Source organism: Nonomuraea sp. NPDC049158 (genome assembly GCF_040648335.1).
Lineage (GTDB): Bacteria > Actinomycetota > Actinomycetes > Streptosporangiales > Streptosporangiaceae > Nonomuraea.
Genome location: NZ_JBEZDM010000008.1, coordinates 336,563 through 358,053, shown reverse-complemented (window position 1 = coordinate 358,053; position 21,491 = coordinate 336,563). Strand labels below are relative to the sequence as shown.

The following is a 21,491-nucleotide window of genomic DNA, read 5'->3' as shown; positions in this document are numbered from 1 at the left end:
GACCAACATCGCCTCCGCCGCCGACTACTACCGCAGCCACCCAGCCGATGGCATGCACCTACTCGGTCTCACGACCTGAGAACGCTTCGGCCCTGATCGGCCACCTGGACGACAACAGCGCGCCGGCGGCGGTCGCCCGAATTGAGATCCGACAGGAGATGGGACCCGGTCATCTCGCGTGAGCATGGCCGGGCAGCTCAGCGGGGGAATTACCTGGAGGTTTGGTCCATAGGGTTGTTTTGGGCGACGCGTTAATCGGCAACGTCGTGGCCAGGGCCGGTGGGGTTGTTCTACCTGGGGCTCTGCCAGCCCTCGAGGCGGCGGCGCTCACGCGTTCCAAGCTCATACTGTGGCCAGATCCTCTTTGCAAGGGAAGCGTGAGTTGGTGATACTCCTGATGGGCTTTTCTGGTTGTGTACTTCGGAACCTGTAGTGCTCATGCGACGCGCCTGGCGTTCTGAAGGAGATATGGCCCTGTATGTTGCTTGATAGGTGAATCGTTTGCGAATGGTTTCTGGTCTTGAGAGGCGTATTGCCTGATCAGAGGCCGGTGGCGGTCGCCCTTCGGGGCGGCCGAGCATCGCAACCCGAAGGGTCTGACGAACGTCGTCATCCCCGCCGAGGTGGCGGTCGCCCATCTGGGCGGCCGAGCATCGCAACTTGCCCGCCAAGTCGATCAGTGCTGGGCGTTGCTTGTGGCGGTCGCACTTCGAGGCGGCAGCCGAGCATCGCAACAAGCCCACAGTCGTGCAACTGCGCGGTGTGGATGGTGTGGCGGTCGCCCTTCGGGGCGGCCGAGCATTACAACAGCTGAAGCCGGAGGACAACGAGCTGCTTCTGCACCATGGTGATGGTTCTTTGATTCCCTCGAGAGGCAGCAGCCGCTCGAGGGCAGACCCTTTTGGGCGCGTGAGTGGCAGCACCAGGCCGTCTGGTGCTGCCGTGCTGTCGTGCAATTGGGCCAATTAGCCCGCTTCGCCTCAGATGAGGGATGTGAGTGTGATTCCGGCTGGTAGATCTGTATCGCTGATTTCTGTTTTGTAGTCGGTGATGGAGCGGGGCACGTTCTGGTTCAGGGGTGTGATCTGGATGCGGTCGAAGAGGGTTGCCGCGCGGGCGCGGCCGAAGGCGTTGTCGTGGCTGAAGATGTAGAGGCCTTGGATGGCCATTTCGCCGCGGGCGGCACTGCGGTCGTGGTCGAACATGTTGGTAAGGGCTTGCCAGAGGGTGTCGAGGTCTTGGCTGGTGATGCCGGTTTGGAGGCCGCGGGCGGCGCTGTAGTAGGCGTGGACCCGGTATAGGCCGTAGTGGACGGTCCACTTTGAGCCCATCTCTGTGCGTTCGCCTTTGTCGATATCTGCTTGTCGGGTTTGCGTGATGCGGGTGATGGCGTGGTCGACGGGGAAGACCGGGCTGATGCTGCGGGCGAAGGAGAATTGGAGTGGTCCGCGGACGTGTCCGGCTTGTGCGTCGCCGGTGGAGAGTATGCCGCCGAAGAGGCGGATGTCGTAGAAGTTGTCGCACATCCACTTGTGAACGGCGTCGCGTTCTTGGGGAGTGGCCTTCTTGCTGGGTTTGACGCCTGCGCCAGCGAAGCCGCGTTCGATTTGGCTGTTGAGAGCGACATCGGCTTCGACGAAGATCTTGTAGCGGGGGTCGTCGGGGTGCAGAAGGGGAATGGTGTCGCGGATCTTTCGTTTGAGGGCGACGTCGGTGACCAGGCCTTGGTAGGTCTCGGTGTCGAGGCGAGGTTGGTTGCCGGCGTCAGGGTCGCCGTTGGGGTTGCCGTCGTGCACGTCGAAGAGCATGACGATGTCATGGCGGCGGGCGGGGTCGAGGTGGGCGGGGATCTGGTCGGTCATGGTCAGTCCTCCAGGGCGGCGGTTTGGTCAGCTTCGGGAGTGGGGCCGAGGTCGGCGTCGGTGGTGGCCTCGTCGGTGGCGCTGTCGGGGATGAGGTCGTCGGTGGCCAGGCGGCGGGCCCGGGCGCGGGCGATGTCGTGGTTGCGTTGGTCGGCGTAGCCGTTGAGGAACAGTCCCTGGTCGTACAGGGTCAGGGAGGTGGGGAAGGGACGCAGTCGGCCGATGAGGTCGTTGAGGTTGCGGGCGAAAAAGTCGGCGTAGGCTTTGCGGTCGCGGGTTTGCAGTTTCTTCATGTGGGCGCGGGAGCCGCGTACGGCGGGAATCAGCGCGGAGGCGGGGCTGGTCACGGCGCGGCTGAAGTAGCGGTCTCCGAGGGTGGTGTTGAGCTGTCCGCCGCCTGCGCGGGTGGCGGCGTATTGCAGCGATTCCAGGACGGCGAACATGCGCCCGGCCAGGTAGGCGGGGGTGTTGTCGTCGGGGTCGAGGGCCATGGGGAGCCTCCGGGCGTGGTTGGGGTGGCAGCGGGTCAGGCAGAGCCGGAGCAGGGCTTGGCGGGTGAGGTCGAATCCACCGTCGGTGCGCACGCGCTGCAGCAGGTGGGCCAGCATCGCTGAGGACAGCCGGGTGCCGTTGAGCGCGGAGTGTAGAAGTTCGCGTTGGATCCAGACGGGGCGTTGGGCACCCTTGGCGCCGAAAACGGCGTAGCTGCCGTGGGCGCCGTTCTTTCCGGGATACCAGCGTCCCAGCGCGATGGCCAGCCGAAACAGCGAGGGGAAGCGCCGTTGACTGGTCCAGGGATCGGTGACGAGCATGTCGGCGAACCAGGAGGCGATGTGCTGTTCCGCCTCAGGTAGCGGGATGTCGATCCAGTCCCGGATCATGATCCGGGCGGAGTTGTTGGACAGGGTGCTCGCGCAGAAGCGTTCGGTGTGGGCGGTTCCGGCGACCACGGGGGCACCGGTGCGCGGGGCGTCCAGCATGGTGGCGATCTTGATGGGGTTGGGCTGGAAGAGCAGTTGGATGGGGGCGGTGCTCTGCGGGAGGGCGTGGTCGCGGGTGCGGTCGCTTGGCACGATCCACCACACGATCGCGGTGTCGCCGATGGTGCGGCGGTGGTCGCGGTGTTGCAGGAGGTGCTCCAGGGCGCCGGTGTAGCTTTCTGCGCAGGTTTCGCATAGCGGGGTGTTCCGCAGGCCGGTGACCAGGTTGAACCCTTGGGCGGGGTGGTTGATGCTGACCAGGGAGGCAGGGTTGCCGCGTTTGCGTTCGGTCTTGCTGAACGGGTCGTGGCCGACGACGGGGATCAGGCCGGGACGGATGGAGCGTACGGCGCGTTCGAGAATTGGCTGGATGGTGTCGCAGACCAGACAGCGGTCGTGAGCACCGGAGGATTTGCGCTTCGAAGCGACCAGGCTCCAGAAAGAGCGAGCGCTGGCGGTGGCGTGAGCGGGCTGGCCATTGATGCGGAACATAACGATCTGGCCAGCGGTGAAGCGTTCCGGCGGCTGGATGTGGCTTGCAGCCTGAGAGGTGAGGAAGGCGCGTAGCGCTTGGGCGGCCGGCTCGTGGGGGTCGTGGTCGGCCCAGGCGCAGACCAGGTCGACGAAGGCCTGGTGGTAGCGGCGTGCCCTGGCACGTTTGCGTTCGTCGTCGGCGTCGTTGGGGTCGGGCCAGCCCAGCGCATACTCGATCTTGTCGCAGGCTAGCAGGGGAACCACAGCGGAGGTGCGGCCCACCGTGGGTACCAGCATCGGCAGGCCGCGCCGGCCGCTGGGATCACCGGGATCGGATACCGGAGACAACTCGGCGACCAGTCCGGAGACGGGGGAGCCGTGCGCGTCCAGGTCGATCAGCCAGTGCACACCGCTGCGAATGAAGAAGGGGGGTGGGATGTGCTCGGGATGGGCGGCGGCGAATTGCTGAAGGCGGGTCAGCAGCATTAGGCCCTCCGCCGTGGCGCGGTGGTGATCGCGGCATCCCGGGTCGGGTCGTGGATGCCCTCGCGGGGCACGCTGAGGATGCCCTGGTTGAGCTGGGCGGTGAACCATAGCGAGCGCGGCGTGGGTGCGTCGTAGTTGATGTCCAGCAGCATCACGCCCAGATCTTCGCTGCGGGTGATGGGCTGGTTGCTGTAATCGGGCGGGCCGAAGTCAGCGCAGGAGAACTCCCGGGTGCCCAGGTAGGGGTGAGAGAAACAGGCGCCACGCTCGATGCGACGGTGGAACTGTTCGCGATACTTGGCCACGTGGGCGGTGGCGTGGGGGTTGAGTTCTATCTGGGCATGGATGCGATAGGCGACATCGCGGAGGGCCACGGTGTTGCGCTGGTCGCGCTTGTGGGGGGCGCGGAAGTGGTAACGGGGCCCCTCCTTGAGCACAGTGCTGAGGCTGGGGGCTTCGGTGACCTCGTTGCGCCGGATGTTGAACCACTTGATCTCGTTGAGCACGTCGATCTGCTCGATCCGGTACTCGAACTCCGGCTTCCAGAAGACCGCCTGAAGGATGCGGCGGGCGGCGCTGGGCGTCATCATCGGGTAGCTGACCCGTTCGGCCTTGAGCTCAGGGCGGGTGAAGCAGGCGAAGTCCCCGCTGATCTCCATGACGAGGGCGGGGTAGGACTCACGGGCGGGTTTGCTCATGTGTTCTCCTCTTTGGCGGGAATGACGATGCCGGTGCTCAGGTCGTAGTCGCCGGTCCACTCGTGCAGATCGCCGATGACGGACCGCAGCAGGGCCGCCACGCTTGGCTTGGCCAGCTGATTCTTCGGCAAGGAGATGGTGTAGGGCTGCAGGCGGCGCAGCCAGACATGTCCGCGGGCGGGGTCGCGTCGCAGCTGCTGCAGCCAGTCATCGATCGGGTCCGGCGGGTCCGAGCTGTGAGGATTGTGGTAGCGCACCACCACTGGCACGGTGTCCTCGTCAATCATCCGGAAGTCCCTGGCCACGGTCGGGAAGTCCCAGGAGGTGCGGGCGGCCAGCAGTTCGGCGCCCATGGCCTCATCCGGCAGGACTGCGTAGTACCCGTGAAAGTAGTCCGCCAGCGTGCCCAGGTTGTCCGGTTCGGGCTGCTTGGTGGGGCCGAAGTGGCGGCGTGTCTCAGCGACCGGCAACCCGTAACTGGACGGCATGGCCTGCTCGACCGGGTCGAAGATCACCACGAGGCCGCCCTCGGGCCGCAATCCTTCACGGTTGGCCCGGCCAGCGGCCTGCAGGATCGATTCCGCCGGCGACATCGCCCGATAGACCACCGGGAAGTCCAGATCGACACCCGCCTCGATCAGCTGGGTGGACACCAGATAGAGCGGCTCGGCCGGCTTCCGCTTCAAGGTCGTCTCGACGTCGGCGAGCACGTCGCGGCGGTGCGCAGGGCACATCCGGGTGGACAAGTGCTGTACCGCCCCCGGCCGTTCCTGGTTCAGCAGGTCATACACGGTGCGGGCGTGATCGACGGTGTTCACCACGGTGAGCACCTGCCTGGCTGGCTCCGCGGCCACCATGGTGGCCACCTGCTTCAGAGACCGGCGGGGACTCACCTCCCACCTGTAACGCATCGGCCGGATCGCGCGCAGCCGCCGCTGCACGTCGGCGGGATCCGGCAGGATCTCCGCCGTTTCCACCTCGCGCAGGGGCGGCAGATCCCAAAACTCGGGCTGGGTCGCCGAGGCCAGGACCACCGTGACTCCGAAGTGCTCCACCAGCTGCCGCAACATCGCCAAGATCGGGATCAGCAGGTGCACCGGCAGCGCCTGGATCTCATCCAGCACGATGACCGAGCGGGCCAGCCGGTGCAGCTTGCGCATCGCCCACGGCCGCCGATCATGCAGCGAGTGCAGCAACTGCACCGTCGTGGTCACGATGAACGGCGCATCCCAGTTCTCGGCCGCCAGCCGCTGCCACCGGCTGCCTGGGCCTTCCAACGCGACGCTGCTGTGATGCTCCAACACCACCGAATCGCGTGGGGTCGAGCGCAAGAGGCCGCGATAGACTCTCGCGTTCTGCTCGGTGATCGAGATGAATGGCACCGCCACAATCACCCGGCGCAACTCGTGGGCCACGGCGTGATGCAGCGCAAACCCCGCACTGGAGATCGTCTTGCCGAGACCGGTGGGCGCCGCCAGCTTGAAAAACCCCGGCTTAAGCGGCGCCGCGGCAACGCACGCGTCGTACACCTCACCGCGCAACGGATCAACCGGGCTCGAAGTCTTCCCCTCCAGCTTGGCTTTGCGCCCAGCCTCGAAACGGTCCAGCAGGTGCGTCATGGCGACCTGGGCGGCGACGTGCTCGCGCCGCTTACCGAAATGCACCTGCGTATCTAAATGATCGGCATCGACTAGGGCGCTGAACAGCATCCGGGTCAACAGCTCCCCATCCAGCAGGTCGGACGCGTACGGCGGCCACGTAACGGCACTAGGAGCGTCCAGCTCGGGAAGGCGTGCCCGCAGGCGGCGGAGCGCCTGCTCCTCATGCACGGCCTCCAGCGGAGGGAAGTCCAGAAAGTTCTCCATCGCGCCCGGGTGATCCAACCCGCCGTGGTGGCCATAGACCGGCAAGGCGAAGGCGTCAAACCCCAACTGCTCCACCAAGAACCGAGTCCCTACAGCCCGATGATCGGTCCGGACCCGCTCGTCGGTGCCCTCCACCTCCAGCAGCCTTCTCTGCCATACCTCGGCCGCCTTCCCGAAGTCGTGCGTCAGCCCCAACCAATAGGCAACCTGCTCAGCACTGAACGGCTCCGCGAACTGCCAGGACCACCAGGCCACCGATCGAAGGTGATCCTCAAGCAGATGCCTGCGATCAGACCCGTTGGCACGACTATGCGCCCACAATGGGCACTCGCCGTCGTCGGAATCCCGAGGAGCAACTTCACCTGCGTCCATGGCTTGGAACCGTACAAGGGGCTACCGACAATAATCTTCGTGACTTACCTGAGAATCTTGGGCTCGCAAAAATAAGGGGACCGAGCGGTAGCATGCCAACTGCCCAACGAGCAGGCTTTGGCTAGCCGCCTTTGTGTCTTGATAAGTAAATTGTCGGATTTTCTAAGAAGCGGTGGCCTCGCGACCGCTGAGCATCACAAGCCAATTGCAGCATGATCGCGAGTGTATGATCCGTGACGACGACTCACATTGGTGAGCCCAGCATCGAAACAAGCATCCGCCCCAGACCCTGCTGGTATATAGCGCTAAAGCCGTGGTAACCCTCCCAGGCCGACGAGCATCGCAACCGCCTCGCCGACGCGCGGAGACGAACGGCTACGACAGTTGCGGTCGCTCTCACGGGTGGCCGAGCATCGCAACTTCGTCGGCTGGCGCGGCCACGAGGAACTACCCACCAGGTGGCGGTCGCCCTTCGGGGCGGCCGAGCATCGCAACCTCCCACAGGACGTAGGTCCAGCACTGGACGTCGTGGCGGTCGCCCATTGGGGCGGCCGAGCATCGCAACGTGTGGGACAAGTTCGGGATTGACCAAGGAACCACGTGGCGGTCGCCCATCGGGGCGGCCGAGCATCGCAACCCGAAGGGTCTGACGAACGTCGTCATCCCCGCCGAGGTGGCGGTCGCCCATCTGGGCGGCCGAGCATCGCAACACCAAGGCCCACGCCCGCGGTGGAGACGCCTACGAGTGGCGGTCACCCTTCCGGGTGGCCGAGCATCGCAACACCTTGGCCGCTTTTACCTGAGCGGCCCAGGCACGGTGGTGGCGGTCACCCTTTCGGGTGGCCGAGCATCGCAACGTCTATCGGGCTCACTGTCGTGAGCTGCTGGATCGGGGTGGCGGTCACCCTTCCAGGTGGCCGAGCATCGCAACTCCGACTTCTCCGACAGGTGCACGCGCGCGCACGAAGCGGCGGTCACCCTTCCGGGTGGCCGAGCATCGCAACGACGAGGCGTCGCGTCATCCGATCTACCAGCGCACCGCGTGGCGGTCACCCCTCCGGGTGGCCGAGCATCGCAACGATTACGGGGGCACTCTCGCGACAGGAAAGGTCGAGTGGCGGTCACTCTTCCGGGTGGCCGAGCATCGCAATCTGAAAGTGATCGGCCCATGCTGCTGGGGCTCAGGTGGCGGTCACCCTTCCGGGTGCCGAGCATCGCAACACGGTTTGACGACGTACGCCCGAGCGTCTTTATAGTGGCGGTCACCTATCCGGGTGGCCGAGCGTCGCAACGCGACCGGCACCTGTGGGCGACGCCGTTCGCAGGTGGCGCTTGCCCTTCGGGGTGGCCGAGCATCGCAACGTGCGGCCTCGCGGTCGGGAAGTCTCAGAGGGCAGCAAGCGCTCTGTCGTTGTGTGATCAGGTAAATCTGTAGCGTTATGCCTTGCTGGCGGGCCCCGGTGTCGTGGGATGGCCGGGTGGGCGAGCGCAAGCCGTATCCGAGTGACTCTCCAGCGTGGGGAGTCCGCCAGCGTGTCTTGTCAGGTGGCGGGTCGTGGACGAAGATCTCCCCGACGGGGCTATCTCGCGGGGGTGGCAGGACGTGAGCAGCAGGTTATGGACGGTGACGGCCCTGGTGGCGGTCGTGGTGACCGTCTCGTCTTGCGACGCTGACACCCCGCCGAAGGACACGCCCCAGCCCTCCGCCGCGAGCTCCGCGACCTCGCTCCCGCCGAATCCGCCCCCTTCTCCCACCCAGCCGACCGCCTGGGCGGCCGGGCTCTGCCTTGATGTTCAGGTGCCCAAGCCGGACAGCCAGGTTCCCGCGCTGGTCGACTGCGCCCTCGCGACGGCCGGGGTTCAGATCACCAAGCTCGTCTACCAGGGCAATGGGCCGGTGGAGTGCCCGAAGGACACCGACGGGATGCTGGACACCCCGACCGGTCTGGAGCCGCCGCGTACAGCCTGCCTGCGCAACCGCCGCGCCCCGCACCCGGGGGACGTCGGCAAGGGCGGTGGGATTCTGCGCGTCGGCGACTGCACGCTCATCGAGGACGATCCCGTCGTCTCCGTCGAGGAGCGGGCCTGCTACGACGCCCACGGCCCCGGCAGGATCAGGTCCTTCACCAAGACGAAGAAGGCGTGCACGCGCAAGATCTGGTCCTACGCCTACAAGTGGCAGGGCTCTTACGTGTGCGTCGGTCCGGGGGAGGACGCCAAGGAGGTCGGTCCGCGGTACGCGCTCGCGAGCTGCCTGACCGCGCCCAAGACCAAGAAGCGCAAGACGGTCTTCGGGACCGAGACCTCCATCGTCGGCGGGCTGAAGAAGGTGTCCTGCAAGGCGAAGAAGGCGTGGGGGAAGGTCGTCGGGCACGTCAGCATCGAGTTCGAGTGCCGGCGGCCGGCCGACTACTCGGTGACCAGCTCGACCACGATGTACGGGCTGGTCCACGGCCCCGATCCCTACCCGTCGGTCACCTGCATCCGGAGACTCTGACCGCGCCCGGGGGCGAAGACTCCGCGCCTGAGGCACAGGACTCCGCGCCTGCGGTGCGGCCCCCGCGCGTGCGTGCGCGGTCTCCCGGGGGCAGCGCGCGGCTGCCTCCTTTGTTTGGCTGGCATCTAAACTAATGAGCGACCGTTGACGTTTGTTGGTTGGGACGGAAAACTAACTCGCGAGCCGTGCCGGTCACCTGAAGGAGCCTTCATGCCCTACCGCCCGCCCCTGGTCGCGCACGAGTACTTTGTCGCCGACCCGCCGGAGCTGCCGGTCCGTACGCGGGGCGAACAGGGCCTGTCCGCGTTGACCGCCGCCGAGCCGGTGGCCGTGGACGACTCGGGGGTGACGCTGAAGGGCATCACCTCGGCGGAGGAGAGCCTGGTCGTACAGGTGCGGGTGGCGGGGGAGGGAGTGATCCGGGTCCGGCTCGGCCAGGACGTGGACGCCCGCTCTCGCTCGGCCCGGGCGACCTCCCTGGTGACGCCGGGCACGTACGCCGGAGCCCGGGTGGAGACCCGGTCCGGCGGCCTGACCATCGACGCGGGCTCATTGCGCGCGGAGATCAGCCTGGATCCGTGGCGGCTGCGGTTCACCGACGCGGCGGGCGCCACGCTGGTGGAGCAGGACCGGGGGCACACCGACATCAGCGGGCGGCTGCGTACGCTGCCGTTCGGGCGCTCCCACGCCGACGGCGTCACGGTGGCCTACCACGAGAGCTTCGCCGCGCCGGCCGACGAGGCGTTCGCCGGGTTCGGGGAGTCGTTCACCCCGCTCGACAAGCGCGGCCAGCGGCCCGTCATGTGGAACTTCGACGCCTTCGGCGCCGAGTCGCAGCGCGCCTACAAGAACGTGCCCTTCTACCAGTCGAGCAGGGGATACGGCATCGTCGTCGACAGCGGGGCGCCGACGGAGTTCGACGTCTGCCAGTCCACGCACAGCGTCGTGCAGATCGTCGTCCCCGACGACCTGATCGACTACTACGTGATCGCCGGGCCGACGCCGCCGGAGATCCTCGACCGCTACGACCGGCTGACCTGCCGTCCGGCGCTGCCGCCGAAGTGGGCGTTCGGCACCTGGATCTCCTCGGGCTTCTTCGTGGACAGCCAGGAGCGGGTCATGACGCGGGCCCGGAAGATCCGCGAGCGCGGCATCCCGTGCGACGTGCTGCACCTGGACACCTACTGGCAGACCGACGGCCACTGGTCGGACCTGCGCTGGGACGAGGCCCGCTTCCCCGACCCGGCCGGGATGCTCGCCGAGCTCGACGGGATGGGCTTCAAGGTCTGCCTCTGGATGAACCCCTACATCTCCCACCTGAGCCCAGCTTTCCCGCAAGCCGCCGAAGCCGGATATTTCCTGAAAAATCAGGATGGCGAGGCGTATGTCGCCGACTGCTGGCACGGCTCCTACCCGGCCTGCGGCATCGTCGACTTCACCAACCCGGCCGCCGTCGCCTGGTTCCAGGGGCTGCTCCGCCCCCTGCTCCAGCAGGGCGCGCAGGCGTTCAAGACCGACTTCGCCGAGGGCGTGCCGCACGACGCGACGGCCTACAACGGCATGACCGGCACCGACCTGCACAACGTCTACACGCTGCTGTTCAACGACGCCGTCGCCGAGGTGACCCGCGAGGTCCACGGGCACGGCCTGGTCTGGGCCCGCTCGTCGTTCCTGGGCGGCCAGCGGCACTCGGCCCAGTGGAGCGGAGACACCTTCACCAGCTACCCGGCGATGGGCAGCACGCTGCGCGGCGGCCTGGCCCACGGCCTGTCGGGCGTGCCGTTCTGGAGCCACGACGCGGGCGGCTTCACCGGCCGACCGGCCGACGACCTCTACGTCCGCTGGACCCAGTTCGGCGCGCTGTCCCCGCTGCTGCGGCTGCACGGCACCACCAGCCGTGAGCCGTGGGAGTTCCCCGAGGTGGAGGCCGAGGCGGTGGCCGCGCTGCGGCTGAGGTACCGGCTCATGCCCTACCTCTACTCGGCGGCCGTGGACGCCGCGCGGACCGGCGCGCCGATGATGCGCGCGCTGTGCGTCGACCATCCGGGCGACCCCGTCGCCTGGCAGGCCGACCTGGAGTATCTGCTCGGCCGCGACCTGCTGGTCGCGCCCATGACCACGCCCGAGGACACCCGGCAGGTGTACCTGCCCGAGGGCCGGTGGGTCGACTACTGGACCGGGGAAGTGCTGGAGGGCGGGCGCTACCGCGCCGTCTCGGCGCCGCTGGAGCGGATCCCGCTGTTCGTCCGGTATGGCGCGCTCATCCCGGTCACCACGCCTGGGGACACCGTGGACGTCCCCTCGGAGATCACCCTTGTCGCCTTCGGGGGCGGCGACAGCCGTAGCACGGTCCACGACCTCGACGGCGAGACCGTCGTCGAGGCCACCCGCGACGGCGACACCTTGCACGTCACCGTCACCGGTCCGAAGCGGGTCGCCGGGGTCGAGTTCGCCCCCGTGGCGGGCGCCCCGGTCCGGGCGGTCATCACCTCCCAGGAGACACCATGATCAAGCTGAGAAGTGCCGCGGCGGCGCTCGCCGTCGCGGCATTGACCCTGACCGCCTGCGGCTCCGGCTCGGACGGGCAGCAGCCCGCCGCGAGCGGCCAGCCGCGCGTGCTCAAACTGTGGCACTACGAGAGCGCCGAGGGCGCGATGGGCAAGGCCTGGGCGGCGGCGATCAAGAAGTTCGAGTCGACCCACCCGGGCGTGACGGTGAAGTTCGAGGAGAAGGGCTTCGAGCAGATCCAGAAGACGGCCAGCATGGTGCTCAACTCCGACGAGGCGCCCGACGTCATGGAGTACAACAAGGGCAACGCCACCGCCGGGCTGCTGTCGAAGCAGGGCCTGCTGACGGACCTGACGGAGCAGGCGACCAAGCGCGGCTGGGACAAACTGCTGTCGGCCAGCCTGCAGACCACCGCCAAGTATGACGACCGGGGCATCATGGGCTCCGGCAAGTGGTTCGGCGTGCCGAACTACGGCGAGTACGTGATGGTCTACTACAACAAGGACCTGTTCAAGAAGAACGGCGTCACGGTGCCGACCACGTTCGAGGAGTTCACCGCGGCGCTGGACAAGTTCGCCAAGGCCGGCCTCACGCCCATCTCCACCGCCGGGGCCGAATACCCCGCCCAGCAGATCTTCTACCTGCTCGCGCTGAGCAAGGCCAACCGGGCGTGGGTCGACTCCTACGAGCTCTACAAGGGCAAGGTCGACTTCCACGGCCCCGAGCTCACCTACGCCGCCGACACGATGGCCGACTGGGTGAAGAAGGGCTACATCGCCAAGGACTCGGCCGGCATCAAGGCCGAGGACATGGCCACCGCGTTCATCGGCGGCAAGTTCCCGATCATGGTGTCCGGCAGCTGGTGGTACGGCCGGTTCCAGACGGAGATCAAGAAGTTCGAGTGGGGCTCGTTCCTGTGGCCCGGCAACCAGCTCGCCCCCGGCTCCAGCGGCAACATCTGGGTCGTCCCCGAGAAGTCCAAGAACAAGGATCTGGCCTACGACTTCATCGACATCACGATGAGCAAGGAGATCCAGAACCTGCTCGGCAACTCCGGCGGCGTCCCCGTCGCGGCCGACCCGGCCGCCATCACCGACCCCAAGAGCAAGGAGCTCATCGACAACTTCAACAAGCTCACCTCGCAGGACCAGCTGGCCTTCTACCCCGACTGGCCGGCCCCCGGCTACTACGACGTCCTCGTGGCCGGCGTCCAGAACCTCATCAACGGCAGCAAGCCCCCGGCGAAGGTCCTCGACGAGATCGCCCAGCCGTACAACGAGAACCTCGCCGACCTTGGCAACTAGAACAGAGCGTGGCTACTGGCCGTACCTGATCCCCAGCGCGGTGCTGTTCACCGCGGTCATCGTAGTGCCGTTCGTGATGAATGTCGCGACGAGCTTCACCCGCTGGTCGGGGGTGGGCACACCCACCTGGATCGGTCTGCAGAACTACGTCCGGCTGTTCGCGGACGAGCGCTTCTGGACGTCCTTCCGCAACAATGTGGGGCTGATCGTCGCGATGGCGATCATCCCCACGGTGCTCGGCCTGGTGCTGGCCGCCGCGTTGTTCGACTACATCGGCAAGAGGTTCGGCCCCCGCACGGCCGCGGCCCTGCGGGCGGCCTACTACCTGCCGCAGGTGCTGCCCGTCGCGGTGGCCGGGGTGGTGTGGGGCTGGATGCTGCACCCGACCTACGGCGCGGTGAACCAGATCTTCGGGCTGAAGGTCAACTGGCTCGGCGATCCCGACTACGCGCTGGCCACCGTGATGGCGGTGATGGTGTGGTTCCAGCTCGGCTACCCGGTCGTCATCTTCATGGCCGGGCTGCAGCGGGCCGACCCGGCCCTGCACGAGGCGGCGGAGATCGACGGGGCCTCGTGGTGGCGCAGGTTCTGGCACATCACGATCCCGCAGATCCGTCCTGAGATCTTCGTCGTGCTCCTGACGTGCACGATCGCCGCGCTCAAGGTGTTCGGGCCGATCTTCGTGCTCACCAGGGGAGGGCCGGGCAACGCCACGATGGTGCCCTCGTACTTCTCCTACCTGAACTTCTTCCAGAAGGCCAACATCGGCTACGGCTCGGCCATCGCCACCGTCCTGGCGCTGATCATCGTCGTGGTGACCTCGGCCTTCCTGTTCCTCCAGGAGCGGAAGCCGTGAGACGCTACCCGATCCTGGCCGCGCTGACGGTGCTCGCCGTCGTCATGCTGTTCCCGTTCGTCATCGTCACCTTCAACGCCTTCAAGACGCCCGCCGAGTATTCGGCGGGCAGCCCGCTGAGCCCGCCGCAAGGTCTGAACCTGGACGGGATCATCGCGTTCTGGACCCGGGTCGACTTCGGCGAGAAGCTCCTCAACAGCCTGGTGATCAGCGGCTCCGTCGCCCTGCTCGCCGTGCTGCTGTCGGTGCTCAACGCCTACGCCCTCGGCATCGGCCGGGTACGCGGCCGGCTGTGGATCCTCGTGCTGTTCCTGGTGGCCAACACGCTGCCGCAGGAGTCGCTGGCCTACCCGCTCTACTACCTGGCCAAGGCGGCCGGCCTGTACGACTCCAAGCTGTCGGTGATCATCGTGTTCACCGTCATCCAGGCCGCCTTCGGTACCTACCTGCTCAGCGCCGTGCTCGGCCAGTTCCCGAAGGAGATCCTCGAGGCGGCGCGGATGGACGGCGCGGGGCGGTTCCTGGCGCTGTGGCGGATCGTCGTCCCGATCAGCAGGCCCACGCTGTCGGTCCTGGTGATCTTCTTCTTCATCTGGACCTGGAACGAGTTCTTCCTTCCGCTCATCTTCCTGGTCTCCAACGACACCCAGACGGTGCCGGTCGCCCTCGGCGTGCTGCAGGGCGAGAAGTACATGGACGCCACCATGTCCAGCGCCTCGGCGCTGCTCGGCATCGTCCCGGCCGTCGCGTTCTTCCTCATCTTCCAGCGGACGCTGACCAGGGGCATCACGGTCGGCGCCATCAAGTAGGAGCTCCCGAATGAAGCGATTCCTGGCGGCCGCCTTGCTGGCGGTCACCATGGGCGCGGCGCCCGTCAACGCCGCGCCCGGCCATGCCGCGACGGTCCTGCCGTACCAGGACCCGGCCGTGCCGCTCGACCAGCGCGTCGGCGACCTCCTGGGCCGGCTCACCCTCGACGAGAAGATCTCGCTGCTGCACCAGTCGCAGCCGGCGATCCCCAGGCTCGGCCTGCCGTACTTCAAGGCCGGGACCGAGGCGCTGCACGGCGTCGCCTGGTCCAACGACCACAACGACGCCTGGACTCAGAAGCTGGCCAGCGGCACCGTCTTCCCGCAGGCGGTCGGCCTGGCCAGCACCTGGGACCCGGAGCTGATCAAGCGGGTCGGCTCGGCCGTGGGCGACGAGGTGCGCGGTTACAACGCCATCGACCCGGTCCTGTGGGGCACCCAGGTGTGGGCGCCGGTGGTCAACCTGCTGCGCGACCCGCGCTGGGGCCGCAACGAGGAGGGCTACTCGGAGGACCCGCTGCTGACCGGCGCCATCTCCACCGCCTACGGCAAGGGGCTGTCCGGCGACGACCCCGTCTACCTCAAGACCGCTCCGGTGCTCAAGCACTACCTGGCCAACAACAACGAGTATCTGCGCGGCCTGACCTCCTCCAACCTGCGGCCGAGGATCAAGCACGAGTACGACGAGGCCGCCTTCAAGCCGGCCATCACCAACGACGCCGCCACCGGCGTGATGGCCTCCTACAACCTGGTCAACGGACGGCCGAACACCGTCAACCCCGACCTCGACGCGGTCGTCCGCTCGTGGACGACCAAGGACCTCTACAACGTGAGCGACGCCTGGGCGCCGGACGCGCTGCAGGAGTACGAGCACTACTACGACACCAAGCCCGAGGCCGTCGCCGCGACGCTCAAGGCCGGCCTGGACAGCTTCACGGTCAACAACGACGACCCCTCCCTCATGACAGCGAACATCAAGTCCGCCCTCTCCCAAGGGCTGATCACCGAGGCCGACATCGACCGGGCCGTGCGGCACGTGCTGTCGATCAGGATCCGGCTCGGCCAGCTCGACCCCGACGGCGGACCGTACGCGAAGATCACCAAGGACGTGATCAACTCGGCGGCGAACCAGCGGCTCAACCGGCAGACCGCGGGCGAGGCGATGGTCCTGCTGGAGAACTCCGGCAAGACGCTGCCGCTCTCGCCAGGCCTGAAGAAGGTCGCGGTGCTCGGGCCGCTGCAGGACACCCTCTTCAGCGACTGGTACGGCGGCACCATGCCCTACCAGGTGACCCCGCTGGCCGGCATCAAGGAACGGCTCGGCGCGCGGGCGGCGGTGACCGGCGCCGACGCGCTGGACCGGATCGCCCTCAAGGACCTGGCCAGCGGCAAGTACGTCACCGCGACCGGCACCACGGGCCAGAGCGTCGTCGTCTCCGACACCGCGCCCGGCGGCGCCTCGACCTGGGACCAGACCGACTGGACCGGCGACGTCTCGACCCTGCGCAACGTGGGCAACGGCAAGCTGCTGACCGGCAACTTCGGGCCGTACGTCACCAACTCCGACGTCCCCGGCGGCTGGTTCGTCCAGCAGCAGTTCCGGCTGGAGGGCCAGGCGGACGGCACGTACCTGATCCAGTACGTCGGCTACGAGGTCAACGAGGGCTGGTGGCCCTTCCCCGAGCACTACGTGACCGTCGGCGCGGACGGCACGCTCGGCACCGGGACGAAGGCCGCCGCGGCGCACTTCGCCAGGGAGGTCGTCCAGAGCGGCGCCAAGACCGCGGCGGCGGCGGCCAAGGGCGCCGACGCGGCGGTGGTCGTGGTCGGCAGCAACCCGTTCGTCTACGGCCGCGAGAACCACGACCGCTCCACCCTCGCGCTCGGCCAGGGCCAGCAGGAGCTGATCAAGGCCGTGCGGGCGGCCAACCCCAACACCGTGGTCGTCCTGGAGGACAGCTACCCGACCACCATGAACGTGGACACCCCGGCCCTGCTCTGGACCACCCACGCGGGCGCCGAGACCGGGCACGCCGTGGCCGACGTGCTCTTCGGCGACCGCAACCCGGCGGGCCGGCTCACCCAGACGTGGTACCGCTCCGACGACCTGCCGGACATCCTGGACTACGACCTCACCAAGACCGGGATGACCTACCTCTATCACCGGGGCGACCCGCGCTACGCCTTCGGCCACGGCCTCAGCTACACCACTTTCGGCTACCAGGGCCTGAAGGTGACCCCGCGCGGCGACTCCTACGACGTCACCGTCAAGGTCACCAACACGGGGTCGCGGGCCGGTGACGAGGTCGTCCAGCTCTACACCCACCAGCAGAGCTCGCGCGTCACCCAGCCGGTCAAGCAGCTGCGCGGCTTCACCCGCCTCACGCTGCGCCCCGGCGAGAGCCGTACGGTGAAGCTGACCGTCAAGAAGGCCGACCTGGCCCTGTGGGACGTCACCCGCGGCAAGTGGACCGTGGAGTCGGCCGCCCACGACGTCCTGGTCGGCGGCTCCTCCTCGGCCATCAGGCAGCGCGCGACCTTCCAGGTGAGCGGCGAGCGGATCCCGCCCCGTGACCTGACCAGGAGCACCCGGGCGATCGACTTCGACGACTACTCCGGCGTGGACCTGGTCGACACCTCGAAGGCGAGCGGTGAGGCGATCGGGGCGGTCACGGGCGACTGGCTGAAGTTCGCCGACACCGACCTGCGCGGCGGGCTCACCGGCATCACCGCGGGCGTGTCCTCGGTGGCGGGCGGCTCCTTCGAGGTCCGCGCGGGCTCCCCGTCGGGCGCGCTGCTGGCCACCGTCGCGGTCCCGGCCACCGGCGGCATCTACCAGTACGGCACCACGTCGGCGACGCTGTCCCGCGCCGGCGGGATCCGGGATCTCTACCTGGTCTTCAAGGGCGACCTGCGGATCAAGGACCTGACCCTCACCAAGTAAGTTTGGTTAATAACCAAACTATTGACCTTGCTCGGAGGCTGTGTGAGCCTCTGAGTGAGGGTTCGGGGACCTCGCGACCATGTGCGCTGGAGCGGCGACGGCAGGGTCCTGTACCCGGTCGTGCATGGCGGTCATCTGCTGCTGTGGGGCCTTCGGCCCCGGAGAGGGAAACCGCTCATGCGAAGAAGGTTGTTCAGCCTGCTCGCGGTGGCTGCCATCGCCGTGGCGATGGTGGTGGTGCGGATGGCGCCGGTCGGCGCCGTCGCCGCGGATCCGTACGCCTTCAAGGGAGTGAAGATCGGCGGCGGCGGCTTCGTCCCCGGCATCGTCTTCAACCAGAAGGAGAAGGACCTCATCTACGCCCGGACCGACATCGGTGGCGTCTACCGCTGGGACAAGACCAAGTGGACGCCGCTGCTCGACGGCATCGGCTGGGACAAGTGGAGCTGGGTCGGCGGCGTCAGCGTCGCCACCGACCCCGTCGACCCGAACCGGGTCTACGTCGCCACCGGCATGTACACCAACGACTGGGACGCCAACAACGGCGCGATCCTGCGCTCCACCGACCGGGGCAACACCTGGGCGGCCACCGAGCTGCCGTTCAAGGGCTTCGGCAACATGCCGGGCCGCGGCATGGGCGAGCGCCTGGTCATCGACCCGAACAAGAACAACATCCTCTTCTACGGCACCGCCAACAAGAACGGCCTGTGGAAGAGCACCGACTACGGCGTCACCTGGGCCAAGGTCACGAGCTTCCCGAACGTCGGCAACTTCGCCCAGGACCCGAACGACACCCAGTACAACTACAACACGATGACCCAGGGCATCCCCTGGATCACCTTCGACCCGCGCACCGGTTCGGCCGGCACCGCCACCAAGACGATCTACGCCGGGGTGGCCGACAAGGACAACAACGTCTACCGTTCCACCGACGGCGGCGTCACCTGGAGCCGGGTGGCCGGCCAGCCGACCGGCTACATCCCGCACAAGGGCGTGCTCGACGCCGTCAACGGCTACCTCTACCTGGCCACCGGCAACACCGGCGGGCCGTACGTGGGCGAGGACGGCGAGGTGTGGCGCTACGCCACCGCCACCGGCACCTGGACCGAGATCACCCCGACCCCCGACGCCGACCGCTACTACGGCTTCAGCGGCATGACCATCGACCGCCAGAACCCGAGCACGATCATGGTCGCCAGCCAGGTATCGTGGTGGCCGGACAACATCATGTTCCGCAGCACCGACAGCGGCGCCACCTGGACGCGGATCTGGGACTGGAACGGCTACCCCAACCGGACCTTCCGCTACACCCAGGACGTCTCCTCCCATCCGTGGCTGGCCATGGGCAACCCGCAGCCTCCTGAGATCACGCCCAAGCTCGGCTGGATGACCGAGGCGATGGAGATCGACCCGTTCGACTCCAACCGGCTGCTGTACGGCACCGGCGCCACCATCTACGGCACCGCCAACCTCAAGCAGTGGGACGCCGCCGGCGGCAAGATCACGATCAAGCCGTTCATCGAGGGGCTGGAGGAGACCGCGGTCCTCGACCTGATCAGCCCGCCGACCGGGGCGCCCCTGCTCTCGGCGGTCGGCGACATCGGCGGCTTCGTGCACAGCAACCTCGACGCGGTGCCGCCGATGATGTACACCCAGCCCAACCTCGTCACCACCAGGAGCATGGACTACGCCGAGCTCAGCCCGTCGAACATGGTCCGCGCCGGTGACAACGACACGGCCGGGGTGACCCGCATCGGGTTCTCCTCCAACGGAGGCGCCAACTGGTGGCAGGCCAGCAGCGAGCCGGGCGGGGTCACCCAGGGCGGCAGCGTCGCGATCTCGGCCAACGCCGGCACCACGGTGTGGTCGCCGACCGGCGGGGCGGTGAGCCGCTCGACCGACTCGGGCAGCTCCTGGACCGCCGCCTCGGGCATCCCGGCCCAGGCGCAGGTGCGCTCCGACCGGGTCAACCCGAACAAGTTCTACGGCTACTCCGGCGGCAAGTTCTACGTCAGCACCAACGCGGGCGCCACCTTCACCCAGTCCGCCGCCACCGGGCTGCCCACTGGCAGCGCCACCGTCAAGTTCAAGGTCGTGCCCGGCAAGGAGGGCCACATCTGGCTCGCCGGCGGCGCCCCGTCGACCGGCAAGTACGACCCCGCGGGCACCTACGGCCTGTGGCGCTCGACCGACTCCGGCGCCACCTTCACCAAGCTCGCCAACGTCACAGCGGCCGAGAACGTCGGCTTCGGCAAGGCGGCCCCCGGCGGCTCGTACATGGCGATCTACCTGGTCGGCCAGATCGACGGCGTGCACGGGTTGTTCCGCTCCGACGACGCGGGCGCCTCGTGGGTGCGGATCAACGACGACCGGCACCAGTACGCCAACATGGGCGAGGCGCTCACCGGTGACCCCCGTGTGTACGGCCGCGTCTACCTCGGCACCAACGGCCGCGGCATCATCTACGGCGACCGTACCGGCCCCAACCCGACCCCCACCCCGACTCCGACGCCCACCCCGACCCCGACCCCGACTCCCACGCCCACCCCGACGCCCACGCCGACGCCGGTTCCGGGCAAGTCGTGCGCGGCGACCTACGCGCCCAGCGGCCAGTGGCAGGGCGGCTTCCAGGCCGGGGTGACGGTGAAGAACTCCGGCACCGTCGCCATCACCGGATGGACGGTCGGCTGGACCTTCCCCAACGGCCAGACCATCACCCAGCTCTGGAACGGCGCCCACACCCAGACCGGCGCCGCCGTCAAGGTCACCAACGTCAGCTACAACGGCGCGCTGGATCCGGGCGCGAGCACCACGTTCGGCTTCACGGGCAACTGGACGAGCAGCAACGACCCGCCCGCCACGGTCACCTGCACCCCCGCCTGACAACAGGAGGGCTGACCGAGGGAGAGGACTCTCCCTCGGTCAGCCCTTGCCGGTCCTTCGTCAGCCCTTGACTGCGCCGATGATGACGCCCTTCGTGAAGTGCTTCTGCACGAAGGGGTAGATGACCAGCACCGGGATGAGCGCCAGCGTCACGATGGCCATCTGGATCGCCAGGCTCGGCGGCAGCGCGTGCCCGCCGACCGCGGTGTCACCCGTCTGCCCGACGAACATCGACTGCCCCTGAAGCACGAACTGCCGCAGCACCACCTGCAGCGGCCACTTGGTGCTGTCGTTGAGATAGAGGGTGGCGTTGAAGAAGGCGTTCCAGTAGCCGACCGCGTAGAACAGCCCGATCACCGCCGTGACGCCCTTGGACATGGGCAGCACGATCCGCCACAGGATGCGGAACTCGCTCGCCCCGTCGATCCGCGCGCTGTCGGTGACCTCTTCTGGGATGTTCATGAAGAAGGCCCGCATGACGACCAGGTTGAACGCGGTGACGGCGGTCGGCAGGATCAGCGCCCAGTACGAGTCGATCAGCCCCAGCGAGCTGACCAGCAGGTAGCTCGGGATCATGCCCGGCCCGAACAGGAAGGTCAGCAGCACGAGGAACAGCATCGGCCGGTGCAGCAGCGAGCCGGGCCGCGACAGCCCGTAGGCCGCCAGGACGGTGACCGTGAGGCTGAGCAGGGTCCCGACCACGGTCACCCCGAGGCTCACCCCGATCGACCGGGTCACCACCCCGCCCGCGAACAGCTGCTCGTAGGCGGCGAAGGACAGCTCGCCCGGCACGGTGACCAGGCCACCCGCCTTCGACACCGCCTCCTGCGTGGACAGGCTGGTCAGCACGACCATGTAGATCGGGAACAGCACGGCGGCCACGATGAGGGCCAGCACCAGCCCCTTGACGCTCGCGCCGAACCGGGTGGGCCGCTCGGCCCAGACAGGCATAG

Annotated in this window: 13 protein-coding genes; 8 read left to right on the top strand and 5 right to left on the bottom strand. The window is 67.7% G+C overall.

Features of this window, described 5'->3' with window-relative positions; genetic code table 11:
* A partial coding sequence (locus AB0B61_RS20555; RefSeq protein WP_358433890.1) for a hypothetical protein occupies positions 1-182 on the top strand: 182 nt, incomplete at its 5' end.
* A 798-nt stretch (positions 183-980) separates the two neighbouring features.
* Here AB0B61_RS20555 and cas7c read toward each other — a convergent pair.
* From cas7c to cas3, 4 genes are read right to left on the bottom strand one after another with little or no spacing between them, the layout of a single operon-like run.
* Complete coding sequence (cas7c, locus tag AB0B61_RS20550; RefSeq protein ID WP_358433887.1) at positions 981-1,862, bottom strand: type I-C CRISPR-associated protein Cas7/Csd2; 882 nt, start codon at positions 1,860-1,862, stop codon at positions 981-983.
* A 2-nt stretch (positions 1,863-1,864) separates the two neighbouring features.
* Positions 1,865-3,802 (bottom strand): type I-C CRISPR-associated protein Cas8c/Csd1, encoded by a 1,938-nt coding sequence (locus tag AB0B61_RS20545; RefSeq protein WP_358433885.1) that lies wholly within the window; start codon positions 3,800-3,802, stop codon positions 1,865-1,867.
* Complete coding sequence (gene cas5c / locus AB0B61_RS20540; RefSeq protein ID WP_358433882.1) at positions 3,802-4,500, bottom strand: type I-C CRISPR-associated protein Cas5c; 699 nt, start codon at positions 4,498-4,500, stop codon at positions 3,802-3,804. The genes AB0B61_RS20545 and cas5c overlap by 1 nt, the downstream gene beginning before the upstream one ends.
* Positions 4,497-6,737 (bottom strand): CRISPR-associated helicase Cas3', encoded by a 2,241-nt coding sequence (cas3, locus tag AB0B61_RS20535; protein ID WP_358433880.1) that lies wholly within the window; start codon positions 6,735-6,737, stop codon positions 4,497-4,499. The genes cas5c and cas3 overlap by 4 nt, the downstream gene beginning before the upstream one ends.
* Positions 6,738-8,292: 1,555 nt before the next feature.
* Between cas3 and AB0B61_RS20530 the strand changes: the two genes are divergently transcribed.
* The 7 genes from AB0B61_RS20530 to AB0B61_RS20500 all read left to right on the top strand — a co-directional run bounded on the left by AB0B61_RS20530 (position 8,293) and on the right by AB0B61_RS20500 (position 20,538).
* Positions 8,293-9,234: a hypothetical protein gene (locus AB0B61_RS20530; protein ID WP_358433878.1), complete on the top strand. Its 942-nt coding sequence runs from the start codon at positions 8,293-8,295 to the stop codon at positions 9,232-9,234.
* Between the two features lie 210 nt (positions 9,235-9,444).
* Positions 9,445-11,742: a TIM-barrel domain-containing protein gene (locus tag AB0B61_RS20525; protein ID WP_358433875.1), complete on the top strand. Its 2,298-nt coding sequence runs from the start codon at positions 9,445-9,447 to the stop codon at positions 11,740-11,742.
* Positions 11,739-13,046: an extracellular solute-binding protein gene (locus AB0B61_RS20520; protein ID WP_358433872.1), complete on the top strand. Its 1,308-nt coding sequence runs from the start codon at positions 11,739-11,741 to the stop codon at positions 13,044-13,046. The genes AB0B61_RS20525 and AB0B61_RS20520 overlap by 4 nt, the downstream gene beginning before the upstream one ends.
* A complete protein-coding gene (locus AB0B61_RS20515; protein ID WP_358433869.1) occupies positions 13,036-13,902 on the top strand; it encodes a sugar ABC transporter permease in 867 nt (288 codons plus the stop codon). The genes AB0B61_RS20520 and AB0B61_RS20515 overlap by 11 nt, the downstream gene beginning before the upstream one ends.
* Positions 13,899-14,711 carry a carbohydrate ABC transporter permease gene (locus AB0B61_RS20510; protein WP_358433867.1) on the top strand — a complete coding sequence of 271 codons (813 nt, stop codon included), beginning with the start codon at positions 13,899-13,901 and terminating at the stop codon, positions 14,709-14,711. Before AB0B61_RS20515 ends, AB0B61_RS20510 begins: the two co-directional genes overlap by 4 nt.
* A 10-nt stretch (positions 14,712-14,721) precedes the next feature.
* A complete protein-coding gene (locus AB0B61_RS20505) occupies positions 14,722-17,655 on the top strand; it encodes a glycoside hydrolase family 3 C-terminal domain-containing protein (protein ID WP_358433864.1) in 2,934 nt (977 codons plus the stop codon).
* 177 nt (positions 17,656-17,832) lie between these two features.
* Positions 17,833-20,538 carry a cellulose binding domain-containing protein gene (locus AB0B61_RS20500; RefSeq protein ID WP_358433862.1) on the top strand — a complete coding sequence of 902 codons (2,706 nt, stop codon included), beginning with the start codon at positions 17,833-17,835 and terminating at the stop codon, positions 20,536-20,538.
* Between the two features lie 60 nt (positions 20,539-20,598).
* On the opposite strand, the gene AB0B61_RS20495 is transcribed toward AB0B61_RS20500, so the two are convergent.
* The gene (locus AB0B61_RS20495) at positions 20,599-21,489 is read right to left on the bottom strand and encodes a carbohydrate ABC transporter permease (RefSeq protein WP_358433860.1); all 891 of its coding nucleotides are present in this window, start codon (positions 21,487-21,489) and stop codon (positions 20,599-20,601) included.
* Positions 21,490-21,491: the final 2 nt, after the last annotated feature.